Below are 24173 nucleotides of genomic sequence, written 5' to 3' on the forward strand. Positions count from 1 at the left end.
CATCAATTGGTGCTGCAACTACTGTTACGCTTACCGATGCATTATCACAATTCGTTGGGTTGAGTTTCTCGCAAAGCGTATAGTTCAGTGTGTACGTGCCTGCCGGAGTACCAGCGGCTACATCTACCGTACCGTTTGCATTGATCGTTAGTTCTGTAGTATCGCCTGAACCTTCTGTTACCGTTACCTCGGATGGGATCACAGCAACACCGTTCAGCTTATCATTGGTCAGTACATTGGTAACATTCGTTCCGCCTGTATAACCGTTGATGTTACTTGCTGTATCGTTTACCGCATCAATCACATTTACTGGTGTAGTTACTGCTGAATCTGTATCATCAGTTGAATCCGGATCTGTTTCAGTAGCATCAATAGAAGCAATATTTGTATGATTACCCGTTGCGTTTACTTTTGCTGTAATAGTTAGACTTGTGTTTGCTCCGTTTGCAAGATTACCTATTGTCCATAGTCCTGTTCCTGGAACATAAGCTCCTCCTGAATGTGAAACGTAGCTATATCCTGCCGGAAGCTGGTCGGTTACTACAACATTTGTTGCATTACCCGGACCATTATTAGTTGCTTTCAATGTAAATTCTACTTCCGAACTTACATTTGGTATAAGGTTATTTACTGTTTTTTCGATGCTAAGGTTAGCTAAAACATTGGGAGCTGAAGTAGCATCATCGCTATTATCTCCAGGTGTAGGGTCAGTTTGTGATCCACTAACAGTAGCGACATTTGTATGATTACCTGTTGCTTTTACAAGCACTGTTATTTCTAATGAGCTGGTAACACCATTAGATAATGCTCCAATATTCCATATTCCAGTTCCATCATTATAAGTTCCGGCTGTTACGGTATGACTTACATAAGTAAATCCATTTGGTAACTGATCTGTAACACTTACTCCTGTAGCATTATTAGGGCCATTATTCGTTACATCAATTTTAAATATTACCTGCTGCCCTACTGTTGGAACTGCAATATTTACCGATTTAGCAACGGTAAGATTAGCTTGTGCCGAAGGAGTAATTGTATTGTACTTTATGTTATTACAATTTTCTACAGCTGTACCATTTAAACATTCAGTATGTGGATTCGTTGGAGGTGTTAGTGCCGGGTTTGTCGCATCCGGATCTGTTACATCATTAGGTCGCATAATACTTGCTTCCATTACCATAGGAGAACCTCCTAGTGAAGAACCAATAGTACCGGTAATTGTAAATACAATTTCTGCACCATTAGTCATGTCAAGATGAGCCGTATAATCTCCTGTTACAGGATCAATTGTTCCATTAACAACTACAACAGTACCTGTACTTGTTACATAACTAACGTTAGTAATAGTAAAACCGGCAGGAACATTAAACACAAAAGCTGATCCTGTTACATCGCTCGGTCCATTATTTTTTACTGTAACGGCATAATTTAAAGAGTTACCAATAGTAACTATAGTTGTAGAAGGGACAATACTTTTCACTTCAAGATCAGCTGAAGCAATAACAATATTCAGTGGTACCGTTATTATATTACCCGGTACAAAACTCCAGGTATCGAGCGATTTAACGTTACCATAGCTACTTGCTCCTGTACCGCTATTGCCTGTACCGCTACTTGCAACCGTGTAAGAACCCCATTTATGACCATTACTATTACTGGAAATACCTGCATTTCCGCTAACCATTACACTGGGTTTTGTTCCTGATGTACCACCGGTAACTTCAGAATCATCCCAATAAACAAGATCTTTTGTAGGCGTAAATAAATTATAATCAGAATCTAATTGCTCAATAATAACTCCTCCCGGATTTATCTCCATATCGATAAACGGGAAGTGAACTTCAGCTCCAAAAAGCTGTACTTTTAATTCACTAATAGTAGTTGAAGCAGCAAGAGGCTGTCCTGCCCCATCTTTACCATCCCAAAAAATAGTATTGGTACCGATAGTAGTACTACCTGTAAGTATACGTGTTGTAAAACCCGTAATAGAGATATCTATTCTGTAACTTCCCGCAAGGTTAGAATCAAATCCTATATTAGCCCCCTTGTTACCAGAAAGGTTTGGTGTTCCTTCAATACCTGTATAAGTGACGTTACTCGCTGTTGGATATACAATAGTGTTTTTAAGCCAAGTAGTAACCTGAGATGTTGTAGTCAATGCCTGAGTAGCGCTTACAGGTAAGTCATCTGCCGGAGCATCATAAAATATTTTTTGTGTAACATTTGAACCAATGTCAGGAGTTCTTGGATCATGAACCCTGAAATTAGCATTTGTTGGATCAGAAATGTCAAGACTTTTATATAGTGAATTTCCTGAAGCATCAAGGAACCCTTTATTGTTTACAAAAAATGTAAACCCTACTCCATTATTTCCATTATTTGTAACTTTATAAGCAACACCATCACTGGTTAAAACAAATAATTTACCGTAAAATGCATTTGCGGCTAAAAACTGGGATCCGTTTATATGCATGTTAAATACATTAGTATAAACCCTTCCGGCAAGCCATGCATTATTAGCAGCATTTCTCACAGATACATCCCAAGCAGAAATAAGTTCAGTATTAGTAGCCTGTGTCCAGTTAGCATCAGCCAGATCATTAAGAACCGATGGCGTGCTAGTACTCTGTTCATTTCCACTAGGGATAAATTCTATTTTCCATACACCCTCTTGTGCCGCAGACACTGTTTGTGTATAAGGAATATATCGATTACCTCCACCTGCCTGCCCTGGATATAGTGGACCAGCAAGCTCTTCAGCACGACTGGCAATTTTACCAATATTATCTGTTGTCGTAATAAACTGATCGCCATTAGGTGCTGTTAAGCGTATGCGTCCGTTACCCATATTCTGGGCACTCGATGCAACAGCTATTACTTCATTAGCCTTTGCATATACATAATGCGTACCCAATGTTTTAAAAGGCCATGATGTATTTGTACTTCCTGAGGAACCTGTATAATTATTACTGTACAAATAGGCACGGTTTCCGGTTGCGCCTGCCGGATACAGGTTTTTACTTCCTTCGGCACTGGCTTGTGTCCAGAATCCAGAAGCAAATAAAAGAACGAATAAAAACAAGTGTATAACCCTTTGATGGTATAGGCTAATGATATTGCCCGGATTATACCTTGGCGGATTGGACAAATGAATGTCCTGCCAACTGTAATGTTTGCTCATTGTTTAACTATTTTAAGATGTGATTGAATTGGTTGATCATACGTTTGGTGTGACAGCCCCAAAAGACATTAAAGAAGTAATGGAAACCCTTTTACAGTTTAATTGAAATTACATAATTGATTAGTAAATCAATAAACTGTATTAAAAAAGGCAACAATCAATTATTTAGGGGGCTTAATAATTACGGACAAATGTACCAGCTGATTGCATACCTTAATAGATGACTAGTATCCTTATTCACGAATACAGACAGTATAAAAAAAAACATAAAATACTAAAAACAAACAACTTACACCTAAATAAAAAGCCGTTTTCTCTTAAGAGAAAACGGCCTTAAAAAAACTATCTAAAGGGATATTAAGCAGTAAGTTTCTTTTGATTTTTAGCTAGAAATTGCATGAAAGATGAGGGAGACATTCCTGTAACGGTTTTAAAAACGGCGGTAAATTTACTGTGTGATGAAAAGCCGCACTCTTCTGCTAAATAACTAATCTTATAGTTTAAGTAGGTTGGCGATGATTCTAATTTTTTAATAATATAAAAAATCCTGAGTTCATTTATATAACTGTTAAAGTCTTTCTTTTTGTGTTTATTAATAACATGAGACAAGTATTTACTATTTGTATCGAGCAGTACCGAAAGCGCCGAAAGAGTTATATTTCTACCTGTGAATTTATCTCCTTGTTCAAAACGAGCTAACTTTTTCAATATTTGCTGTTCTACTTCCGATGACATAAGTTCCTTCCCTGCAATTTCTATAACAGGTTTCAATTCCTCTTTAGTAAATACTTCTTCCTCTTTTACGATTTCAAAAATTTTAGACTGCTCACTTACATTCTTTAGTATTGCCTGAAACTTTTTATATTGTTTCTTTCTTTTAGACCTGCTACGAATTATCAATACAATTAAGATTACCAATAAAAAACCAGAAACGGCGAGTAGTAAATTTTGTCGTTGTGCCAACTCTTTTTCTCTTTCCTGTAACCTATTTACAAGAACTTCAGAACTATTTTTATTGGTTTTAATTGAATTTTCCATCGTTTCCTGGTAAAGTTTATGATAATGCTTATAGTTAACCTTATCCCCTGTTTCCATGTAGTAAACAGCCATATCATAATAAACTTCCTCCTTCAAATTTAAATTATCAGAATGCTCGGCTATTTTAAGTGCATCTTTTAAATACACCAAAGCATTCTTTAACTCATTATCTTCAAAAAAAGCTCTACCCATCCCTTCATATATAAATCCCTTTAAAACACTGGCTTCATTTTTTAATTGTGATAAAAAGTTTAGTGCGTTTTTAAAATGTATTAACGCATATTTTCTCTCTTTTAAATACATGTAAGCTCTTCCTAATTGCATATGATTTAAAGCAAGTTGGTAGTTTCTTACACCCTCATTCCTCACCTTCTTAAAATATGGTTCCGCTTTTTTAAAATACTCTAAAGATTTTTTATATTCCTTATTTTCAATTTCATATAGTCCCTGTTCCTGAAAGGCAACTCCTTTGTATTGATTAATAATACCTGCATCTTCTACTTTATTAATAACAGTTAAGCCTTTATCAAGATAAATTTTACTTTGTTCTTTTAATCCTAATGAACGATAATGCGACGACAAAAAACCATATATTCTTGCTTGCCATTCATAAAGACCATTATCAGAAGTTATCTGTTCCGCCATAAAGGCATAATTCACCGCTTCATTTTTTTTACCAATAGTCAGGTTTAAATCTGCCAGCAGCATTAATGATTTTACTTTATGAATAGGTTCAGTTGAAGCTTTATAGAGTGAATCAGCAATGTGAATTGCTTTATTTACATCTTTACCCGCAACATTGACCATAGTTTCATAAATAACCGTGTCAAAAGAATTATTTGCATAAAGAACTGTTTGGCAACTAGTCAATAATAAAATCAGAATAAATTTTTTGGACATATAGAATACATCTTTAAATTTCGAACTCCTACATTTGACACTAAGAATTGTAGATAACATTAGTTGAGATATTTTGGGTTTTGGCACCTACAAAAGTAGTGACAGATAATTAATTCCAAGCAATTTTAAAGATTTGTTGATGTAGAATTATTACTACAAAAAAAACTTGTTTAAAAGTTATTTAAAACATGTATTATCGATTTAAAGAGAAATGTGCTTTAAATTCTTTGTTTATAACTGTTCTCCCCACAGTTTCAGGGTAGATAACAGTGAACCAGTAAATAGAATTTTGACATAGTATTAGAAAAATTAAATAATTATAAAACTTAGTTTTCTCTAATCCCAAAATCTATAATTTTCCCATTCTGCAGCATTTCTAATTTCATCCTGCCATCATCTGTTTTGGTGAATTTTAATACTGCATCCGCACCACCCTGCCTAATTCCTTTAAATTCATTTTTTGTATAAGGGAAAAAACGCACATCCCACACATCTTTTGGTGTATTATAAATTAAATGCTGCTCTTTATAAGTTAACACATGTTCACCATTTTCACTTTTATACGTACCTGTATATTGTGTAATATCGCTTTCCGGTAAGACAATTTTTTTAGGGTATTCAATTGTTAATGGCTGGCCTTCTAATATTTGGAACATATTGTTAAATGGATTAGCACCATAATTGAAATTTTCGAGTACAACTATAGTTCTGTCTCTAATCATATCATGATAAACAAAGGTGGTATATCCATCCCAGCTGCCTGTATGCCCAAAAGTAAAACTATTTACCCCTTTCCTTACATCCAGTCCGAATCCATATCGAATATCTTTTCCTTCTGATGTTTTAGTGATCTCAGTCATTTCATCAAATTCTTTTTGGGTAAATAGAGTATTGTTTTTTAAAGCCTGGATCCATTTGTAAACGTCATCAACATTTGAGTGTACTTTGGATGTTCCTATTATTCCATCCAAATAATAAACCATGTCTTTTTCAGCCTCACTCTCCACAATGGTAGTCTTTTTAAATGTATTCGTTTCCCAAATATATCCAATGGCAAGGTTATCAACCTTCTTTGGCTTTTTCCAGCGGCAATACACAAAAGTGCGATCCATTTTTAATGGCTTGAAAATCTTTTCAGAAAGAAAATCTGCATATTTTTTTCCAGAAATTTTTTCTATTATGCTTGCCAGTAATACATAGTTGGTATTGCTATACCTGTGCCTGCTTTTAGGCGTAAATTGCAGAGTATCTTTATTTACTGCAAATATTTTAATGACGTCATCATTGGTCGCTATTTTATTATGATCCCATTTATCAGGCATATATCCAAGAAAATCGGGGATGCCGCTGGTATGTCTTAATAAATCATAAATTGTAACATCGTTCCAAAAATTTAGCTCAGGTATGTATTTCGATAGCTTATCATTATAGTTTAGCTTTCCATCTCTTTTCAACAATACAATTGCAGCAGCAGTAAATTGTTTGGAACATGAGGCAAGTTCAAATAACGTCTTTTCATTAATAGATTTTTTAGTATTTTCATTACTTATACCATAACCCTTTTTTAAAATGATATTTCCTTTTTCTGCAATAAGTACTTGCCCATTAAACTGGTTTTGCTGATACAATACCGTAAAAAGGCTGTCAAGTTGATAAGACTCTCTTTTCTGTCCTAAACAAAAATTGGTGATAAAAATTAAGGTAATAAATAATTTCAGTTTCTTCATAATTGTGTGTGGTTTTACTGTTATAATTTAAGTTGGCTAAATTCAGATCTGTATAATTTCAAACATATAACTATTTTTTTAGTTCAAAAACTGACATTATAGTTTGAATGACTTAATATCGTTATTATGAACATTAAAAAAGCCATGGATTTATACCATGGCTTCAGTTCTTTTAAAACACGATGAGTTTATTATGTAATATTCTTAACTCTGTAGTTGGTTGTATTTAATTATTCTGATATAATATTATATTCTGTCGTTTTCATCGCTTAACGAACTTGACTTCACTCTTTTTGTTTTACCTCCGCCAAAATAATATGTAACCTGGAGATAAAAACGTCTCGTTTCCCATTTATTTACCCATTCCGTTTTTACATTATCCACCACAGTCACCTCATTATATAAATTCTTCTTTAAGATATTAGAACATCCTATCGATAATAATAACTTTTTGTCCAGCATGTATTTTTTAACCGACAAACTAAAGTCATAAGTTGCACGCGAATAACCGTTTGGAGTATTAGAATACCCTGAATAATAGCCATTCCATATAACGCTCCAATCCTGCTTTAACTTGAAGCTTTCATATAAAGAAATATCATATCCAAAGCCACTTCCATTATAACTAAAACCCGGGATATTTGATTTTTCATAGTTGTAGGCACCGTCAAGGCTTAATTGCATTGTCCACCAATCGAAAGGTTCATAGGGAAGCATTGCAGAAACACCAAAACGATTTCCTTTAGAAGCATTTGCCTGATATGTAACATTATAGTTTTTAGCTTCATTATAATCAATTACAGTAGTAAAACCTTTATTATAAATATAACCATACAAACTCACGTTAAAAGAACTTTTATAAATATAGTTCAATTGAAAACTATGAAATAGTTGTGGTTTTAAATCAGGATTTCCGCGATCTAGCGTATAAGCATCTATATAATTATAATAAGGATTAAGTGCAAGGTAGGTTGGTCTGCCTATACGCCTGCTATAACTCAATTGATACTGATTATCATTCTTTTTATAATTTATTGATAACGAAGGAAACCAATTAGTATAGCTGTCTTTATTGGTTTGATTACTGGTACGTGATGTAGCATCATAGTCATAATATTCAGCCCTAAGCCCAGCCAGTACACTCCATTTATCAAGGTTAACAGAGAGTTGTGTATAAGCCGAAGCAAGGTTTTCTCTATACACAAAATCATTATTTAATAAACTTTCGGGAATGCTTAACAAAGAAGGATTGTTAGTGTTATATTTATTTAAGTAATTCATCACTACATTAGAATATTTTATTCCCCCTTCAAAATCAATCTTTTTTGAAATACGCTGATTAAGGTCTATCTGCATATTTATAATATTGTAAATAGTTTCATTTGTACCATTAAGCTGCATAAATAAAGTATTGTTATAATCATTACGTTGAAACCCATTGTGATTACTTTTATAATGTGCATAATTAATCTGGGCATCTAGTTTGGTGGCAGTACTATCTGCTGTAAAATTATAAAATACATTACCCGTCAATCTTTCTGTAGGGTTATCTAAAAACTGTGTTAGCTGAACAATATTTACTGGTATGCCATTCAAATATTCGTTAGTGGTTCCATAAGTATCAGCCCATTCATTAGACTTATGATACTGCCATCCAGTACTAATAATTTGCTTATTCGTTAATTTACGCTCAATACCTATATTAAGGTTTTTAGAAATCGTACTGGGAAGCCATTCGTTATATTGCTCTAGTTTTCTTACTCCCTCGGCAAGTTGTATGGTTTGTTTTACCTGCCTATGATTTACAGATTTTCCATCGTAATACGATCCATTAGCATTTATACTCCATAGCGAGTCATTGTAATAAAGCTGTCCTCCATTATCCCCTTTAAAATATTCTCCATAACCAACGGACGAATATACATTTCCACTAAAACCACCTCCCCTGTTTTTCTTTAAAATAATATTTATTATTCCGGTAGTACCTGCAGCATCATAACGGGCAGACGGTTGTGCAATAATTTCTACCGACTTTATATCACTCCCTTTTAGCGAACGTATAAACTCCCGTAAAGCATCACCCTGCAAAAGGCTTTTCTTACCGTTAATCATTATCTGTACATCTGTACTTCCACGAAACTGGATATTATCATCTTTATCAAGACGTATACCCGCAATCTGACGCATAGTTTCAAGTCCATTATTAGCTTCACCTATACCTAATTTATCAATACTAAAAATAATCTTATCCCCGCTAACCGTAACAGCATGTTTTTTTGAATCAACCACAACGTTATCAAGTTGATTATTGATTGGTTTTAATGCAATTGTAAGACGTGTATTTAATTTATCTATGGTGATTTTTTGAACGAAAGCAGCATATCCTAAATAACGTACAGTCAATACTATAAGACTGGGGGTTTCAGAAAATTTCAAATTGAAATTACCATTATCATCAGCTTCAGCGATTGCAATTACTTTGTGAGATATACTGTCTGTAACAGAAACAGATGCCAAAGGCAAAGCCTCATGTGTTACAGCATCAATTACTGTCCCCTGTATTTTGGTTTGGGCATTTCCTGTTATAAATAATAAGGTGGTAATGAGTGTAAATAAAAGTATCTTCATAACGTTGAATTGTATAGTGCAAGGATACTGGACTAAAAACAATCTAGATACAAAATAAAGCCAATAGGGAGTTTCATAAAATAAACACCTAAAAAATTAGATTTATAATTTTAGTTGTATGAAATAAGAGTTTGGTATAAAATTTTGTACTGTTGGAGCGATTATCATTGCTACTTCCTATTTAAATAATAATTTAGTAGCATGACTACAAAAAAAGAAATACTATACCATATTACTTTCTGGATACTGTTCGTTGCTTTGGATCAGTTGCTTGAAATAATAACACGTAAAGATGAAAATACTTTTTTATGGTCCTCTTTACAATCATTAGTTTTTACACTATTGCATATTGCAATTTTCTATCTCAATTATTTATTGATATGTCCTAAAACTGTTCCTTATAAAAAATGGATGCTCTTTACTGCAGGACAATTTTCAATTATTTTTCTTTTCCCGGGGTTTCGGTATATTTTAGAAGAAATCATTTTATACAAGATCACAGGATTTCATAATTACAGTGAAAATAGCAGAAATATTATTTACTATGTTTACGATAACTCTTACTATTCATTTCGCATCATCCTTCTAAGTGTAGTATTCTATTTAATTAAGTATTCCTGGAATACCAACAGGCAGGTTACACAATTGCAATTGGAAAAAAAACAGGCTGAATTACAAGTTTTAAAAAACCAATTGAGTCCACATTTTTTATTCAATACACTTAACAGCTTTTATGCAGATTTATATGATTCTCAACCAAAAGTGGCAAACGATATACTTAAGCTTTCTGAAATGCTTCGGTACATTACGTATGATAATGAAGAAGATATGGTATCGCTAAAAGATGAGATAGAATTTTTACAAAACTATATTGATCTTTTAAAAAGACGGTTTGACGATACTCTTTTTATATCCTTTATATATTCAGAAAACTACGTAACTTTTAAAATTCCATCACTATTGCTTATACATTTCGTAGAAAATGCATTTAAACATGGCATTCTACATGATAAAAACAGGCCTGTATCCATTAAACTGTCAATAGAAAATAACAGACTTGCTTTTATAGTTACAAATAGTTTTGAGTTCAATGAGCATTATGACGAACCCGGAATAGGGCTTAAAAATATACGACAGCGTCTCACCCTGCTTTTCCCAAACGATCATGAACTTAAAATTCATGATAAAGAGAATATTTACACAATAATCTTAAACATACCCATGTCGCAATGACTAAACCAATAACCTGTATAATCGTTGACGATGAACCGCCTGCTATAAGAATTTTACAAAAATATGCAGAACAGCTTCCGGGACTTGAATGCGTTGCAACTACCACAAGTGCTTTAGAGGCTTTACGGCTAATAGAAGTACATCAGCCTGATATTTTATTCCTGGACATACAAATGCGTGATCTCACAGGCATACAATTATCTGCACTTATTAAAGATAAGGTTGGGATAATTTTCACTACAGCTTATCCTCAGTTTGCAGTAGAAGGCTTTGAACTTAATGCAATAGATTATCTGCTTAAACCAATTGCTTTTAGCCGATTTATAACTGCGGTAGAAAAAGCCAGAGCGACAATTCCACTAACTGGTAGTAAACATAATATTCCCAGTACTGAAGAAGAGTTTTTCTTTATAAAAACTGATGGGAAAAATAAATTTAAACGCGTAGAAATTGCTGATATATTTTATATCGAAAGTATAAAGAACTATATCGTGATCCATACGATGAATGAGCAAATTGTAACTTACAATACTCTTAAATATTTTGAGGAAAAACTACCCGAAAACTTATTCATAAAGATTCATAAATCTTTTATTATAGCCTTTAATAAAATAGAAAAAACAGATAATAATGAAGTATGGCTGCTACAAAAAAGCCTGCCTTTGGGAGATACTTATAAAATTGATTTCTTTACAAGAATAAATGAACGCAAATTATAAGAAAAATTAATTGTTCACAAAAAGCCTCATATATAAACATATATGAGGCTTTTTTATTTAAACCAGCAATTAAATTTAGACTGTTATTTACAATTAAGTTCTATTTGCTGTTGAGCTTCAGGAAAGTTTTTAGTTTTAGATAAATTAAAATACTTGCAGGCATTTTCTAAATCATTATTTTTTAAATAACTAATACCAGTATAATATTCTGTTTTTCCATCATTTAACCCTGGATATTTCAAGGCATTTAAAAAATAAGGAATAGCCTCTTTGTGTTTGTTCAAATTATAATAATAGAAACCTAGATTCTGCATGATGTAAATATTTTCAGGTTCCAATTCTAATGCTTTTAGATAAGAATTCAATGCCTTATCCATTTGAAATTTTGCACTATAATTTTGCCCGTCAATGATATAATCAGTAATTAAAAAATCATTTTTCTGCTTAATTAATAGACTATCATTAGGCAATACTTTTAATCCTTCATCTATAAATTCAAGTAGTTTTGGCCTTGGATAGCCAGCTCTTTGTAACTCTAAAGCAGTACTCTGCCACTCTTCCGGTTTTTTAATATATTTCGAAAATAAATTATGTGCTTTAATAATTTCAGTAGTATCCTGTTTGTTAGCAGCTAAATTTATTAAATTCTGATAAAAGAAGTAATTCCTTGGACGCAGGTAAAAAGATTCTTTAGAATAAGTATATGAACTATCAATATCACCTTTATTCCGTGCCATAATGTGCTTATAAAAGTTTATCCTGCCTGAATATGGGTTTATTTTAGAAGCTTCAGAAAAGTACTTCATAGCTTTCTCATACTTATTTTCCCGTAAATAATAAATAGCAGCATATTCATAAAATGATTCGGAAGTACCAAAGATGTTTTTATATTTTGGCATACGTTTAATAACCTCATCACCGGTTAAAACACCTTTTGCATTAGCATCTATATTATCTGTTTTTATTAAATATTCAAGAGTAGAAGCTTTATAATTTTCATAAGCAAAATAACTTGTTACTAATGAGATAGCTATTAAAACCAATACAATTTTTTTTCTGGTATTTACTTTAACATCCTGCTCAACAATAAAAGAACTGTTCATTATTGTTAATGCAAGGCATAATCCAAAAAATATCTGCATCGTAGGCCTGTACATGGGGAAATTAAATAGAGCGTCTATACCATAAACAATTACAAGCATAAGAGCACCAACAGCAATTGTTCTTGTAGTACCATCTTTATATTTTATTATTCTTTTCAGGTTGATAAAGAAAATATATACAAAGATTGAAAGATAGATCAGGAAATTTAACAAACCTGTTTCTGCTAAAATTTCTAAAAAATCGTTGTGAGACTTTAATGATACAACATTATCATTTGAAAATTCTTTTTCGTACGGAATCGATTCTATAGCATAATTACCCAGACCAATACCAATAATTGGACTCGTTTTAGCCAATTTAATAGAGTTACTCCAATAAGCAAGCCGCGCATTTGCTGAACCTTCAGTACTGCTAATTTGCTTGATTCTATCTTCAACTGAATTAAAACGACTGGTATCTTTAGTCTTTTCAAAAATGAGATTCGTTGTTACGGTAGATAATACTACCACCAATAATAATGCTCCACTAGATAGAATGCTGGACTTTTTAAAAGAATTTATTTTTAAAGAGTAAAAAATATAGATACAAAAAATTAAAGACAAACTAATTAGCGGGGTTCTTGCTGCTGTTAAAAAAACAGTAGTAAGCGCGAGAAAAAGAGTTGTATATAAAAACCATTTCTTTTTACTCTTAAAATAAGTAATTCCAATTAGCACAAAAGGAATTTTAATGGTTAAGCTAGCTGCTAAAATATTGATATTACCTGTATTACCCTTCAAATTATTTAATGCACTTACTACAGAACTGAGATTTGAAGTTTTTATTAAATTATATAATTCCTGTGAAGCCTGAAGAAAAGCACTGATTCCAACAAAAAAAATAATTTTATAAAATAAATGAAGCCTGTTTTGTAATAAAATGACAAGATTTATAAGCAAACAAAAAACTATAATTAATTGTATAAGATCTACAATACCCACACCTATGTTTTTTGCATTAAAAATAGATACTGTACAAAATAGCAAAAAGACGAAATAAGCTATAGGAATATAATTTTTCTTTAAAATTGGTAAGATATTGATAAAACTAATATTGCCATTTAAATACAAAAATCCTCCAACTGCAACATTTAAAAGTGATAAATATAAAAATTGAGGGTGAATAATTTCCATCGCATTGAAGTATGGAAAAAAATCAATTATAAGAAGAGCAACTATATAAAAGAGAAGTACAAAATCAGAATTTGAAATTCTTTCTTTATCCTGCGGTTTAATACTATTTTTATTATTTTTCACTACTGCTTTTACACTCATTTTTATAGTTTAAGTTTGGATCTTTTCTGAAATTCCTATATCTCTATGGTAATCAGTTTAAATCACAAAATAAAACAATTTTAATTAGAATACAAATGATATTCAATTATGAATAAGTAGTCTTATGCTCTCAACTGTAAAAGTACTTAAACATCACATAGGGGATGATTTAATCTGTCACTCTTTGATCCCGTTTTCAGCATCGCAGGTATATAAATGCATTATTGTTTTTATATCTGCCAGGATATGGGGAGGTATTCTGAAAATATAAAAACAGAAGACAATACATAATATAATCTGCTAAAGAGATTTTGATTATTATCCTGAACTAAAGATAAACACATGACCCACATGTAATTATAATCGCCTGTTTTACAATTAGATACATCATGGAAATATACGTATCTGGAATTAAAATAATACTAAAAAAAACTCCTGATTACTTTATCAGGAGTTTTTTAGCTTTATAGTTTTAATACATTAACGGGTTAGCCATCCTCTTTTGTTTGCAGTAAGAATTACATAAGGAGTAATCCAAAATAAACCGAAAGTATATAAAATACTATAAGAATAGGCCCAAAACGACTCTGATATATTATATCTCTTAGCATAAAATATAACCGAAAAACTTGATAGGATCAATATGCCTAAAAGCGTGGAACTAATAAATAATACCGGATGTGTAAGTATAAAAAACAACATAAATAGTATTAACGGATAAGCCATGACAATCTTTAACGACTGATTCAAAAACAAAAGTCTGGCCCCGAATTTAGATTCACGTCTAAAATCCTTAAAAACAAATTGGGACATCATTATATTTTCACGCACATTACTCCTTCCCCATCTAATAAACATTTTATACAAACCACTATATTTTTCAGGTACATTAGTGAGCACATATGCATTTCTTTGAAACAAAACATGATGCCCCTGTTTCAATATCATATTAGTCATAGCACGGTCTTCACCAATATCTGAGGCCTCTCCCATAAATGTTTGGTTTATCCATTCCGGAAGGCAGGCAAATACAGAAGTACTACGATAAGCTGCTAAAGCCCCCGGAGTACAAAGCACTGAACCTAACATACTTTCTGCAGAACGCATAAATTCAAAACTTAATACAAAACTCACATTAAGCATTTTAGGAAGTATTGCTTTATTATTATTTAAAACATGTACATTCCCTGCAACTGCACCACAGTTTTCATTTGTAACAAAAGGACTCACTAAATTTCTCAGTGTGTCACTTTTTACAATTGAATCACTATCTACTGTTACAAATATCTCGCCATTGCCAAGATTAAAACCACGATAGAGCGCATGACGCTTTCCTTTATTTTCAGGCTGTTGATAAATTGATAACCTATCTCCCATTTTTATTTTAGCCTCCTGCATCCAGTACCATGTATCATCCTGGCTTCCATCATCAATAGCAAGTATCTGCAGCTTTTCTTCAGGATAATCACTATCTGCCAAACTCAATAATGTATCCCAAACCAGTTTACCTTCATTATAAGCAGGAACAATTACAGTACATGTAGGCAATAGATCATCTGAAACTGAAGGGATCGGTTTGTATTTAAAATACAGATATAAATTATATAAAAAGAAACCGGCGTTAAATACAAATAGAACAGTTGCTATAATAAGAAAGATAAAGCCCCATGTAGAATTTATCCTATCAACACTAAACTGATGAAAGTCAGGCTGTAACTCATAAACCAAAAAAGCAGCTCCAATCATTACTACAAAAGAGCTTACCAACACAATAAGTCCAAATGGACTTGCGTTACTTTTTACAGTTTTTTTTGATGATTTGCTTTTCACATGAAAAACAGAACTATTTAATTGATTTTCATTTGGAGTATATAATAATTGTTTTGGAGTAATTGTTTCGCTTTTCATATCGTATATTTTTTGTTTCTATTAAAATTCCTTTTCTGTCCATTTTTATACTTAGCGGAATTCAATAAAATTAAAAGCGTCTGAAGGATAGACATGATCACAACAAGCAAGCTCTATGCCATCGCCTTCAGAAGCGAATTGAGTGGGATGACGACAGCTTTTTGGGGAATTATGGTGTGTAATTTTTCTACAATTGCAGAAAAATTACACACTTTTTTATACATTCTAACAGCATATAGAGAGTACTACATCCAAAGGAGAATAATCTATTACAGACTATATATATCTTTCATTTTTTAATCCGGAAACATCATTTTCGTGATTTTATTAGTTATCAAATATTTTTTGACAATTAAGTACCTGAACTGACATCTTACATAACTGGGCATTACTTATTTTTGTGTCGGATTAACTAATTACCATGACTATGACTTTTTCAATACAACCCGTCCTTGAGAATGAAAATGTTCTTTTACTACCTCTTAAAGAAAACGATTTTGAAACTTTATATGAAGCCGCTTCAGATGAAAACATTTGGATTCAGCACCCAAACAAGGATCGATGGAAAAAAGAAGTATTCCTTTCTTTTTTTGAAGGCGCTATAAAAAGTAAAGGCGCATTTAAGATCATAGATAAAGTAACCAATATTCTAGCCGGAAGTTCCCGTTTCTATAACTACAATGAAGAAGACAATAGTATTTTTATAGGTTATACCTTTTATGCTGTTTCTTTTTGGGGAACAGGACTTAATCCTGTTGTGAAAAAATTGATGATGGATTATATATTCCAATATGTAGATAGAATACGATTCCATATTGGTGCAGCCAATTTCCGCTCGCAAATAGCTATTACACGCATAGGGGCTACTAAAATAGCAGAGGAAGAAGTTGCTTATTACAACGAACCATCCCGATTAAATTTTGTTTATGAGATCTCCAAAACCGATTGGCTTTCTTCTCAAAATCAGTAGATATATTTATATAAAAAATATCTTGCAAATAACTTTATTAAAACTCTAACAACCTTTTGCATTTGTAGTGTTACTTTAGCATACAATAAGATTGCTAACTAACCAATTACATTATTTTAATTGTAAATGAACAAGACACTAAAAACCTTCCTGATACTTGCAGCACTAAATATACTATTAGCAATTATTGGAGTAGTAACCGGTGCAGATGGATTTGCGCTTCTGATTCTTCTGACACTTAGTATTATAATTTCTGTATTGATCATTGTTGGTGTATTTATTACTCAAACCAGAAAGAAATATTTAGAGAAAGATCACGCAGGAAGAAAAAAAGCAAGAAAAATGGGAATTATAATTGTTATCAGTACCTTAATAGTATTGGCTATAGGCTGGACGATGCTTTCATTTAAATCCGGTTATAAGATTCCTGAATCTGATAAGCACAAAGATTGGAGCTATTTTCCTGAAGGCAGTAATCCTAATGTTAGTATACAACCTTTAGACAGCATGTATATCTATAATTTAGCAGGAATTGAAGGAACAGAGTATTATCCAGTGCAGTTTACCAAAGACAGTATTGAATTTTATGATAGTAATATTGGTGGACAAGTACTTTTTGGAATTATGGATAGAGAAGGAAACTTGAAAGCATCCTATGATAAAACAGTATCAGCTTATATTGATGGTGATCTAATAATTGTTATCCCTGCCACTTATGGCGATGAAGCACCTCCTACAGTTTGCGACGTTTACAATATCAAAACCTTAGAATTAAGAAAAGAGCCAATAAACCTAATTACATTACCTGAAAATTATGATTCCTATTCGGGTCCATATTCTTCTGAAGGGGGTAAAGAAAGATATATTGAAAAATACCGTACGCCATTTTTTGAAAATCTGGAAGGGGTTAAATCTTTTGAAGAAAAACCTATTTACCCGGCAAGTGATAAAAACAGAGGCTACGGACTTTATAAAGACAAACAAGGCAAATTATACCAAACTCATGGTTATAACGATAGCTACTCATTAGATATACTAAGTCCGCAATGTAACAGCTACACACTGCCAGTTTCTGATTTTGCGGTTAAAACAAAGACTAGAAATATTAAAGAAGCAGAAACCCCTATAATTTATAAGAACAATCTAAATAGTGGTGTTTCTATAGCTTATGGAAGTCCAAACGGTGGTCATGATGGAATTTACTTCAATTACTATCAAACATGGTTAATGTATTATACCATTATTATAGGCAATACAACAACTTCTTTTAAAGTTGAGGGTGGAGAAAAAGACTGGCCTTATATCCGCTTTTACCAATTAAATGATGTGAAAAATGATAAAGACACGTTGTACTTTATTGCCGAATCCAAGATTTGGAAAGTTCATAAAAAATAATCTCTACCTTCTTGACCTGCTTCTAAATTCTTTCTTTTGAGAATTTTTGGCAATGTCATGACCAAATTTCTTTATTGTTGTATAATTTACAAAAGAGAAAATAGTGATTCCTGAGAAAATAGTGATCCAGATATAAGCTAATTTAACTCCTCTTAAATCAGGAATAATAAAGTAAAGTGCCATAGTAGGGAATAATGTAATAAAAAGGCATAATCCAAAAGCCAGTAGTAGAGGCTTAAAGAAATAATTTACAACAATCTCAAATCCTATTTTCCTGAAAATATAACTTAACAGCGTTATTACTGTCATAGCAGCTAACAACCCTGCAAATCCATAAATAAGGACTAATTCAGGTTCATTGTTAATATGAGATTCGTATCCGAAAAGATTATAGTTGAATTCCATTGTATTCTTTTTCTTCTGGTTTTACCTCAAATAAGTTTCGGGCTTTGTATCCTAATAAGCCTGCCAGTATAAGATTAGGAAATTCCTGTATACCTGTATTATAAAGCATTACACTATCATTAAAGTATTCTCTACGATCTGCAATTTTATCTTCCAGCTGCGATACCCTTTTTTGCAGTTCAACAAAATTAGTATTTGAACTCAATGCAGGATAACTTTCAGAAACAGCAAATAACGTTTTCATAGCATCTGAGAACTGTGAAGCATTCTCTATTTTCTGATCGATAGTTTTTGCATTTAAAAAATCGGTACGAAGCTTTGTCAAATTGGTTAAAATAGACGTTTCATGCTCCATAAATTTAGAGGCTACTTTTACAAGATCCGGAACTTCATTTGCTCTTTGCATCAATATTACATCTATATTCATAAATGCTTTTTCAACATTGTTCTTAAGCATAACAAGCTTATTGAATATGCCAATAAAATAACTCAAAAAAACTACAATAAGGATTCCCCCTATAATTAAACCAATGATTTGTGCTGACATATTATTTTAGTTTAAAATGATAAATACAATTATTAATGCTAAAAAAAACAAAGTAACTAAAAACGATTTGAGTAGTGGCTGGTATTTATTCCTAATGGATATTTCTCCTGGCGCCGCTATACCGAAGACCTTATAATGATCATCTTTTTTTATCAGGGTAGCTCCGTTATCCGAACTGGCATAACCTATTAAAAGCATATAGTCCCTACTTTTCAAATAGGATTCTGTATGACGCTTGCTCCCGCTTTCCACCTGCTGATCCTCATTCAAAGTATAATATTCGAGTCCTTCACCATCTATCGTTACACTTCCGGTTTCATCATTCATCTTAAAAGTGCCGGTTTTACTTTCAGAATGTATTGTATGCCAGGTTCTTTTGCCTTCATCATCTTTTCTCTCTTCCTCAATAGTATATAAATAACCCACACAGGAATTCGAAAAATAAGGTGATATTAAAGGTTCTATTTCTTCAACCTCGCCTTCAACTTCAACTATTCCCATTGCAATGGCATTCATCTTTGATGTAGGCAGCAATGCCTGCATCTTATAAAAAGCCTTACGCCTGCTTGGAAGCAGGGCAGCAATAAAAATTACTGCAGGAATAATGTATAATAATCTAAAATTAAGCACGAAAAATAATATCATGAAAACGAATGAGACTATCCATCCAATAAACTTTTTGAGCTTCGGTTTGCTTTCTAAATAGACTGTAGTCTTTTCTTTAATACTCATCTTTAAAATATAACTTCAATATCTACAAACAGTTTCCTTATCCTTAATCTTTCTTTATCCGCTATCGGATTCCCCGACATATTAAGTCCAACTAGGTTTTTCATCCTGCGAAGTTCATCAGGTATCTCAGAGATCTGATTACCGCTAAGATCCAGTACTTCAAGATTTTTAAATGTAAGAATTTCACGAGGGAAGGTAACTAAATTTTTACCTTTTAAATTTAAATCTTTCACAAGATCAGGATTTAATTTTGCACTTTCCAAATCAAAAAAAGTCGTTTTTAGAGTATTCTTGTTTTGCCTGCTTTGGCTGTATAATCCAAAAGGTACCAATAAGAGAACGATAAAGAAAAAAATAGTTATTAAGGTTGCCCAAAGCGGGGCATCGTCTTTTTCGTGGGTGAAAAATCTTAAATATAAAAAATAGCCCAAGCCTGATGCAAACCCAATAAAAAGTAAAGGAAGAACAACATAAAGGCAGCCTTTAATTAAGAAACTACCTATTTTTTTATAGTTACCACTTGTAATAAGATAGGTCACCAAAGCTATAACTATTACCCAAAAGGCAATTATAATAATCCTTACTTCCTTCGTTCCTTCTTCATAAAGACTAAACGTAATGCCCGCAGGAAAACAAATGATCATAAAAATTACAAGACCTGCTATCCCTACGGAAAAACAGCCTGCATTTTGATTGTTATTCCCGGATTTAAGCCATCTATAACCTAAAAAAAGGGATAATAGAAATATTGGAATAATAGCAAATCCAAAAGGTGTAATCGTTGTTAATCCTATCATACGGCAAATTAAAAGCAATATTTAAAAATATTGAGGTCATCACAAAAAAATTTATTAAAACTTTATAAATTAACTAAAAACAGTTAACCTGAATCTATTATTATAAAAAATAACTTATCCAATCAAACTACACTTCAGTATGTTATCAAATCATAAATAAACACCAATATATCAATAACATAAATAGTTTATTTTGTAAATTAGATACAATCTAATAAAGTAAATTATGAAAAATATTGTACTTGTTCACGGAGCATGGGGAGATGGATCACATTGGAGAAAAGTCATTCCACTATTAGCAAAAGCCGGTTACAATGTAGTAGCTACACAAAATCCATTAACATCATTAGCTGATGATGCCGAAACTGTAAAAAGATTAGCCGAAACATTAGAAGGCAAAACACTCTTGGTAGGTCATTCTTATGGAGGAGCCATAATTACCGAAGCTGCTGCAAACTGTCCTAATGTTGCCGGTCTTGTTTACATTGCTGCTTTTGCTCCTGATACTACCGAAAATCTTGGAATGTTGCTGGAAAGAACAGCTCCTCCTGCCGGAGCAGCAAGTCTTTACCCCGATAAATATGGATTTCTATGGATTAAAAGAGATAAATTCCATGAAAGCTTTTCACAGGATTGCGAAGAACAGGAATCATTTGTAATGGCTGCAGCCCAAAAACCAACTTCCGGAAAATGTTTTGGAGATATGCCAACGTCGGTAGGATGGAAAAAATTCCCTGTGTGGTATCAGGTTTCAGAAAATGATAGAATGATCCCGCCTGAAACCCAGCATTTTTTTGCTGAGAGAATGAAAGCCAAAACACTTTCTTTAAAATCAAGTCATGCATCAATGGCATCACATCCTATACAAATTGCAGATTTTATCATCAGTGCAGCTGAAGAGCTTAAATAGTTAATTCTGACTGATACGGTAAGCACATCTTCTGTCACCGGAAATGATATGGCTGATCCTGTTTACAATAACATCTTTTCCTAAAACAGATCGAAACGTATTTAATTCAGAAGAACAAAATCCCTGGCAGGATGTTGCAGCGGCACAGATAGGACAATGGTTTTCAATAAACACAAATCCTTCTGAGTCTTTGGAATATTCTGCCATATACCCTTCCCTATTTCTTATTTCCACCAATTTTTCAATTTTAGATTCCAAATGATCTATTGGGTCTATTTCTATATGATATTTTTTCTTAACGGCCGCTTCATTTGTTGCAATTACGGTTTGCATGGCATCTTCGCCCAAAGCATTGTTGATAATATCAATTAACCGCACAGTCAATTCTGCATGGGTATCAGGAAATTTTGAATTTCCAGCATCGGTAAGCCTAAAGAATTTTTGCGGCCTACCTACACCTTTAGATTCGGTTTCCGGTTCTATCAGTCCTTCGTCTATAAACTTAACCAATTGTAAGCGAACACCTTCTTTGGTTATTTTTAATTCTTTAGCAATATCGAGAGCCGTTAATGGCCCGCGCATTTTAAGCAGTAAAAGGATCTTATTTGTCTTCATAAAATAATAAAACAAGTATTTAGTTGTTTTATTATGCAAAAATATTAATTTTGTACAACTTATCAAAGCAGTTTGGTTTTAATATACCTCCTAAAGTATTTACAATCAGATTTATTTAAACATAAAAGACATTTGTTATGTTATTCAAAATGCAAAAGCTCATAGCTGATCCTTCAGCTGCAAATTCGATCTCGGAGCCTTCCTATATTATTCCATACTGGAATGTAGTTTTAAAGAGGTCAAAGCACTACTATACATAAGTACAATGCTTTAGTCAGCTTCTACCTATAAAATTAAAAAAAAATATTTAATACCCAGCACCCTAAAAAATAGGACAACTGTTGGGACCGGAATACCTATGTCCAAAAATTAGGTAAAACAATTTTTAAAATAAATAAAACAATCCCAAAAATGAATGAAACAACAATTAATAAGCTTGAAACATCAGGTATAATAACACTGGACTTACTGTCCTGCAAACCTAATGATGATGAAGTCATTTCCTTTGATATTGTTCCTTACCTACAGGATGAATACCTGCTACAGGAAAAACCGTTCAGGACAGCAATGACAGCAACAGACTGGTCTCAATTTAAAAATAAAGCAGTTGTTATTTACTGTTCAAACGATGCTTTAGTACCGCACTGGGCATATATCCTGATCTGTTCCCTTCTTGCACCACATGCTTCAGTAGTGATTTATGGCAGTACACAAAACCATTATCATTTAGTATGGCAACACAAAATTAGAGAAATAGACTATAGCATATACCTGGATAAAAAAGTAGTTCTCAGAACCGGTATGGGCGTCTTACCCGAAATGTATGTCACGGCAGCAAACAACTTAATGAACTATGTACAAACCCTCATGTATGGAGAAGCCGGATCTTCTGTAATGATCTATAAAAGAAAAAATAACCCAAAAAATGAAAAATAATAGAATTTATACACTTGCCCTGGGGGCACTATGCTTCATCTCCTGTGAATCAAAAAAAACGGAACAGGTTGAAGGCCCAAAAGAATATTCTGTAGTAACAATACAGCCGCAAAAAACAGAAATATCGGTAGAATATCCTGCAACTTTAGAAGGAGAACAAACGGTAGAGATCCGCTCAAAAATAGATGGTTACATTGAAGAAGTATATGTACAGGAAGGTACAATCGTTACAAAAGGCCAGCCATTATTTAAGATCGATGCAAACAGTTTTCTTCAGGATGTAAACAATAAGAATGCCGCAGTACTGGCGGCTGAAGCTAATCTGGAAACAGCAAGTATCCAGACACAAAGAACAAAGGCACTAGCCGATAAAAAGATCGTAAATACCTTCGAGCTTACGGCTGCTAAAAATATTGAACGAACTAAAAGAGCCGAATTAAGCCAGGCAAAAGCTGATCTTTCTGCAGCTAAATCAAAATTGGCATTTACAAATATTGTTAGCCCCATAAACGGTATTGTAGGCAGCCTCCCATATAAAATAGGCAGTTTAGTAAGCAGTACTTCCGAAACAGCACTTACTACAGTTGCCAATACCAAACAAGTATATGCCTATTTTTCACTAAGTCAGCAACAGCTAAACTCCTTTTTAAATCAATATTCAGGAAATCAGGTAAAGGATAAATTTAAGAATATGCCCGAAGTATCACTTATCATGGCCGATGGTGAAACCTATACTATTAAAGGGAAAATTGAAACGCTAAGTGGTGTATTAAATGCAGGCACAGGTTCGGCAAACTTTAAGGCTGTATTTGCTAATCCACAGGGTAAATTATGGAGTGGTGCGAGTGCAACTATTGCAATTCCTGCACAATTTGCAGAAGCTATCCTTGTTCCTAAAAAAGCTGTATTTGAACTCCAGGGTAAATATTTTGTTTTTAAGAAAGATGAACAGAATATCGCCCGAAATACCGAAATAGAGATCATGAACACTGCAACCGAGAAAGAGTATGTTGTTACTAAAGGTATTTATGCCGGTAATACAATCATTACAGATGGTTTAGGAAGCTTAAAAGACGGAATGAAAATTAAACCGCTTCGTTCATCAAAATAAAACA

At 32.9% G+C, this 24173-nt stretch carries 18 protein-coding genes; 7 read left to right on the forward strand and 11 right to left on the reverse strand.

Annotated elements, in window-relative coordinates; genetic code table 11:
• The 4 genes from EPI11_RS18415 to EPI11_RS18430 all read right to left on the reverse strand — a co-directional run.
• On the reverse strand, positions 1 to 3181 hold a 3181-nt coding region (locus EPI11_RS18415; RefSeq protein ID WP_164879217.1), incomplete at its 3' end, for a DUF11 domain-containing protein.
• A 357-nt stretch (positions 3182 to 3538) separates the two neighbouring features.
• Positions 3539 to 5119, reverse strand: coding sequence for a helix-turn-helix domain-containing protein (locus tag EPI11_RS18420; protein ID WP_164879218.1), 1581 nt, complete (start codon positions 5117 to 5119; stop codon positions 3539 to 3541).
• Positions 5120 to 5445: 326 nt separating this feature from the next.
• Positions 5446 to 6846: a serine hydrolase domain-containing protein gene (locus EPI11_RS18425; protein WP_128391465.1), complete on the reverse strand. Its 1401-nt coding sequence runs from the start codon at positions 6844 to 6846 to the stop codon at positions 5446 to 5448.
• Between the two features lie 246 nt (positions 6847 to 7092).
• Complete coding sequence (locus EPI11_RS18430) at positions 7093 to 9474, reverse strand: outer membrane beta-barrel family protein (RefSeq protein ID WP_128391466.1); 2382 nt, start codon at positions 9472 to 9474, stop codon at positions 7093 to 7095.
• A 201-nt stretch (positions 9475 to 9675) separates the two neighbouring features.
• Between EPI11_RS18430 and EPI11_RS18435 the strand changes: the two genes are divergently transcribed.
• Both EPI11_RS18435 and EPI11_RS18440 read left to right on the forward strand, forming a co-directional pair.
• Positions 9676 to 10707 (forward strand): sensor histidine kinase, encoded by a 1032-nt coding sequence (locus tag EPI11_RS18435; RefSeq protein ID WP_128391467.1) that lies wholly within the window; start codon positions 9676 to 9678, stop codon positions 10705 to 10707.
• On the forward strand, positions 10704 to 11426 hold the full coding sequence (locus tag EPI11_RS18440; RefSeq protein ID WP_128391468.1) for a LytR/AlgR family response regulator transcription factor: 723 nt from the start codon (positions 10704 to 10706) through the stop codon (positions 11424 to 11426). Before EPI11_RS18435 ends, EPI11_RS18440 begins: the two co-directional genes overlap by 4 nt.
• A gap of 83 nt (positions 11427 to 11509) precedes the next feature.
• On the opposite strand, the gene EPI11_RS18445 is transcribed toward EPI11_RS18440, so the two are convergent.
• Entirely contained in the window at positions 11510 to 13843 is a 2334-nt protein-coding gene (locus EPI11_RS18445; protein ID WP_128391469.1) for an O-antigen ligase family protein, read from the reverse strand.
• Between the two features lie 480 nt (positions 13844 to 14323).
• The gene (locus EPI11_RS18450; RefSeq protein WP_128391470.1) at positions 14324 to 15751 is read right to left on the reverse strand and encodes a glycosyltransferase; all 1428 of its coding nucleotides are present in this window, start codon (positions 15749 to 15751) and stop codon (positions 14324 to 14326) included.
• A gap of 427 nt (positions 15752 to 16178) precedes the next feature.
• Here EPI11_RS18450 and EPI11_RS18455 point away from each other — a divergent pair, with 427 nt between their 5' ends.
• Both EPI11_RS18455 and EPI11_RS18460 read left to right on the forward strand, forming a co-directional pair.
• Positions 16179 to 16721, forward strand: a complete 543-nt coding sequence (locus EPI11_RS18455) for a GNAT family N-acetyltransferase (RefSeq protein WP_128391471.1) — start codon at positions 16179 to 16181, stop codon at positions 16719 to 16721.
• A 126-nt stretch (positions 16722 to 16847) separates the two neighbouring features.
• Positions 16848 to 18116 (forward strand): hypothetical protein, encoded by a 1269-nt coding sequence (locus EPI11_RS18460; RefSeq protein WP_128391472.1) that lies wholly within the window; start codon positions 16848 to 16850, stop codon positions 18114 to 18116.
• 3 nt (positions 18117 to 18119) lie between these two features.
• Here the strand turns inward: EPI11_RS18460 and EPI11_RS18465 are convergent, their stop codons facing one another.
• Genes EPI11_RS18465 through EPI11_RS18480 form a run of 4 tightly spaced genes read right to left on the reverse strand, consistent with a single transcriptional unit; the run spans position 18120 to position 20597 of the window.
• Positions 18120 to 18521 (reverse strand): hypothetical protein, encoded by a 402-nt coding sequence (locus EPI11_RS18465; protein ID WP_128391473.1) that lies wholly within the window; start codon positions 18519 to 18521, stop codon positions 18120 to 18122.
• Positions 18505 to 19068, reverse strand: a complete 564-nt coding sequence (locus EPI11_RS18470) for a LemA family protein (protein ID WP_128391474.1) — start codon at positions 19066 to 19068, stop codon at positions 18505 to 18507. Before EPI11_RS18470 ends, EPI11_RS18465 begins: the two co-directional genes overlap by 17 nt.
• Before the next feature lie 6 nt (positions 19069 to 19074).
• Positions 19075 to 19800, reverse strand: a complete 726-nt coding sequence (locus EPI11_RS18475) for a hypothetical protein (protein ID WP_128391475.1) — start codon at positions 19798 to 19800, stop codon at positions 19075 to 19077.
• Between the two features lie 2 nt (positions 19801 to 19802).
• Positions 19803 to 20597 carry a leucine-rich repeat domain-containing protein gene (locus EPI11_RS18480; protein WP_128391476.1) on the reverse strand — a complete coding sequence of 265 codons (795 nt, stop codon included), beginning with the start codon at positions 20595 to 20597 and terminating at the stop codon, positions 19803 to 19805.
• 226 nt (positions 20598 to 20823) lie between these two features.
• Between EPI11_RS18480 and EPI11_RS18485 the strand changes: the two genes are divergently transcribed.
• On the forward strand, positions 20824 to 21507 hold the full coding sequence (locus EPI11_RS18485; protein ID WP_128391477.1) for an alpha/beta fold hydrolase: 684 nt from the start codon (positions 20824 to 20826) through the stop codon (positions 21505 to 21507).
• Here the strand turns inward: EPI11_RS18485 and EPI11_RS18490 are convergent, their stop codons facing one another.
• On the reverse strand, positions 21508 to 22122 hold the full coding sequence (locus EPI11_RS18490; RefSeq protein WP_128391478.1) for a helix-turn-helix transcriptional regulator: 615 nt from the start codon (positions 22120 to 22122) through the stop codon (positions 21508 to 21510).
• 411 nt (positions 22123 to 22533) lie between these two features.
• On the opposite strand from EPI11_RS18490, the gene EPI11_RS18495 reads away from it, so the two are divergent.
• Both EPI11_RS18495 and EPI11_RS18500 read left to right on the forward strand, forming a co-directional pair.
• Positions 22534 to 23058 (forward strand): DUF2480 family protein, encoded by a 525-nt coding sequence (locus EPI11_RS18495; RefSeq protein ID WP_128391479.1) that lies wholly within the window; start codon positions 22534 to 22536, stop codon positions 23056 to 23058.
• Positions 23048 to 24169, forward strand: a complete 1122-nt coding sequence (locus tag EPI11_RS18500; RefSeq protein ID WP_128391480.1) for an efflux RND transporter periplasmic adaptor subunit — start codon at positions 23048 to 23050, stop codon at positions 24167 to 24169. Before EPI11_RS18495 ends, EPI11_RS18500 begins: the two co-directional genes overlap by 11 nt.
• Positions 24170 to 24173 lie beyond the last annotated feature (4 nt).

Origin of the sequence: Flavobacterium cerinum (assembly GCF_004028155.1) — a bacterium.
Classification (GTDB): domain Bacteria; phylum Bacteroidota; class Bacteroidia; order Flavobacteriales; family Flavobacteriaceae; genus Flavobacterium; species Flavobacterium cerinum.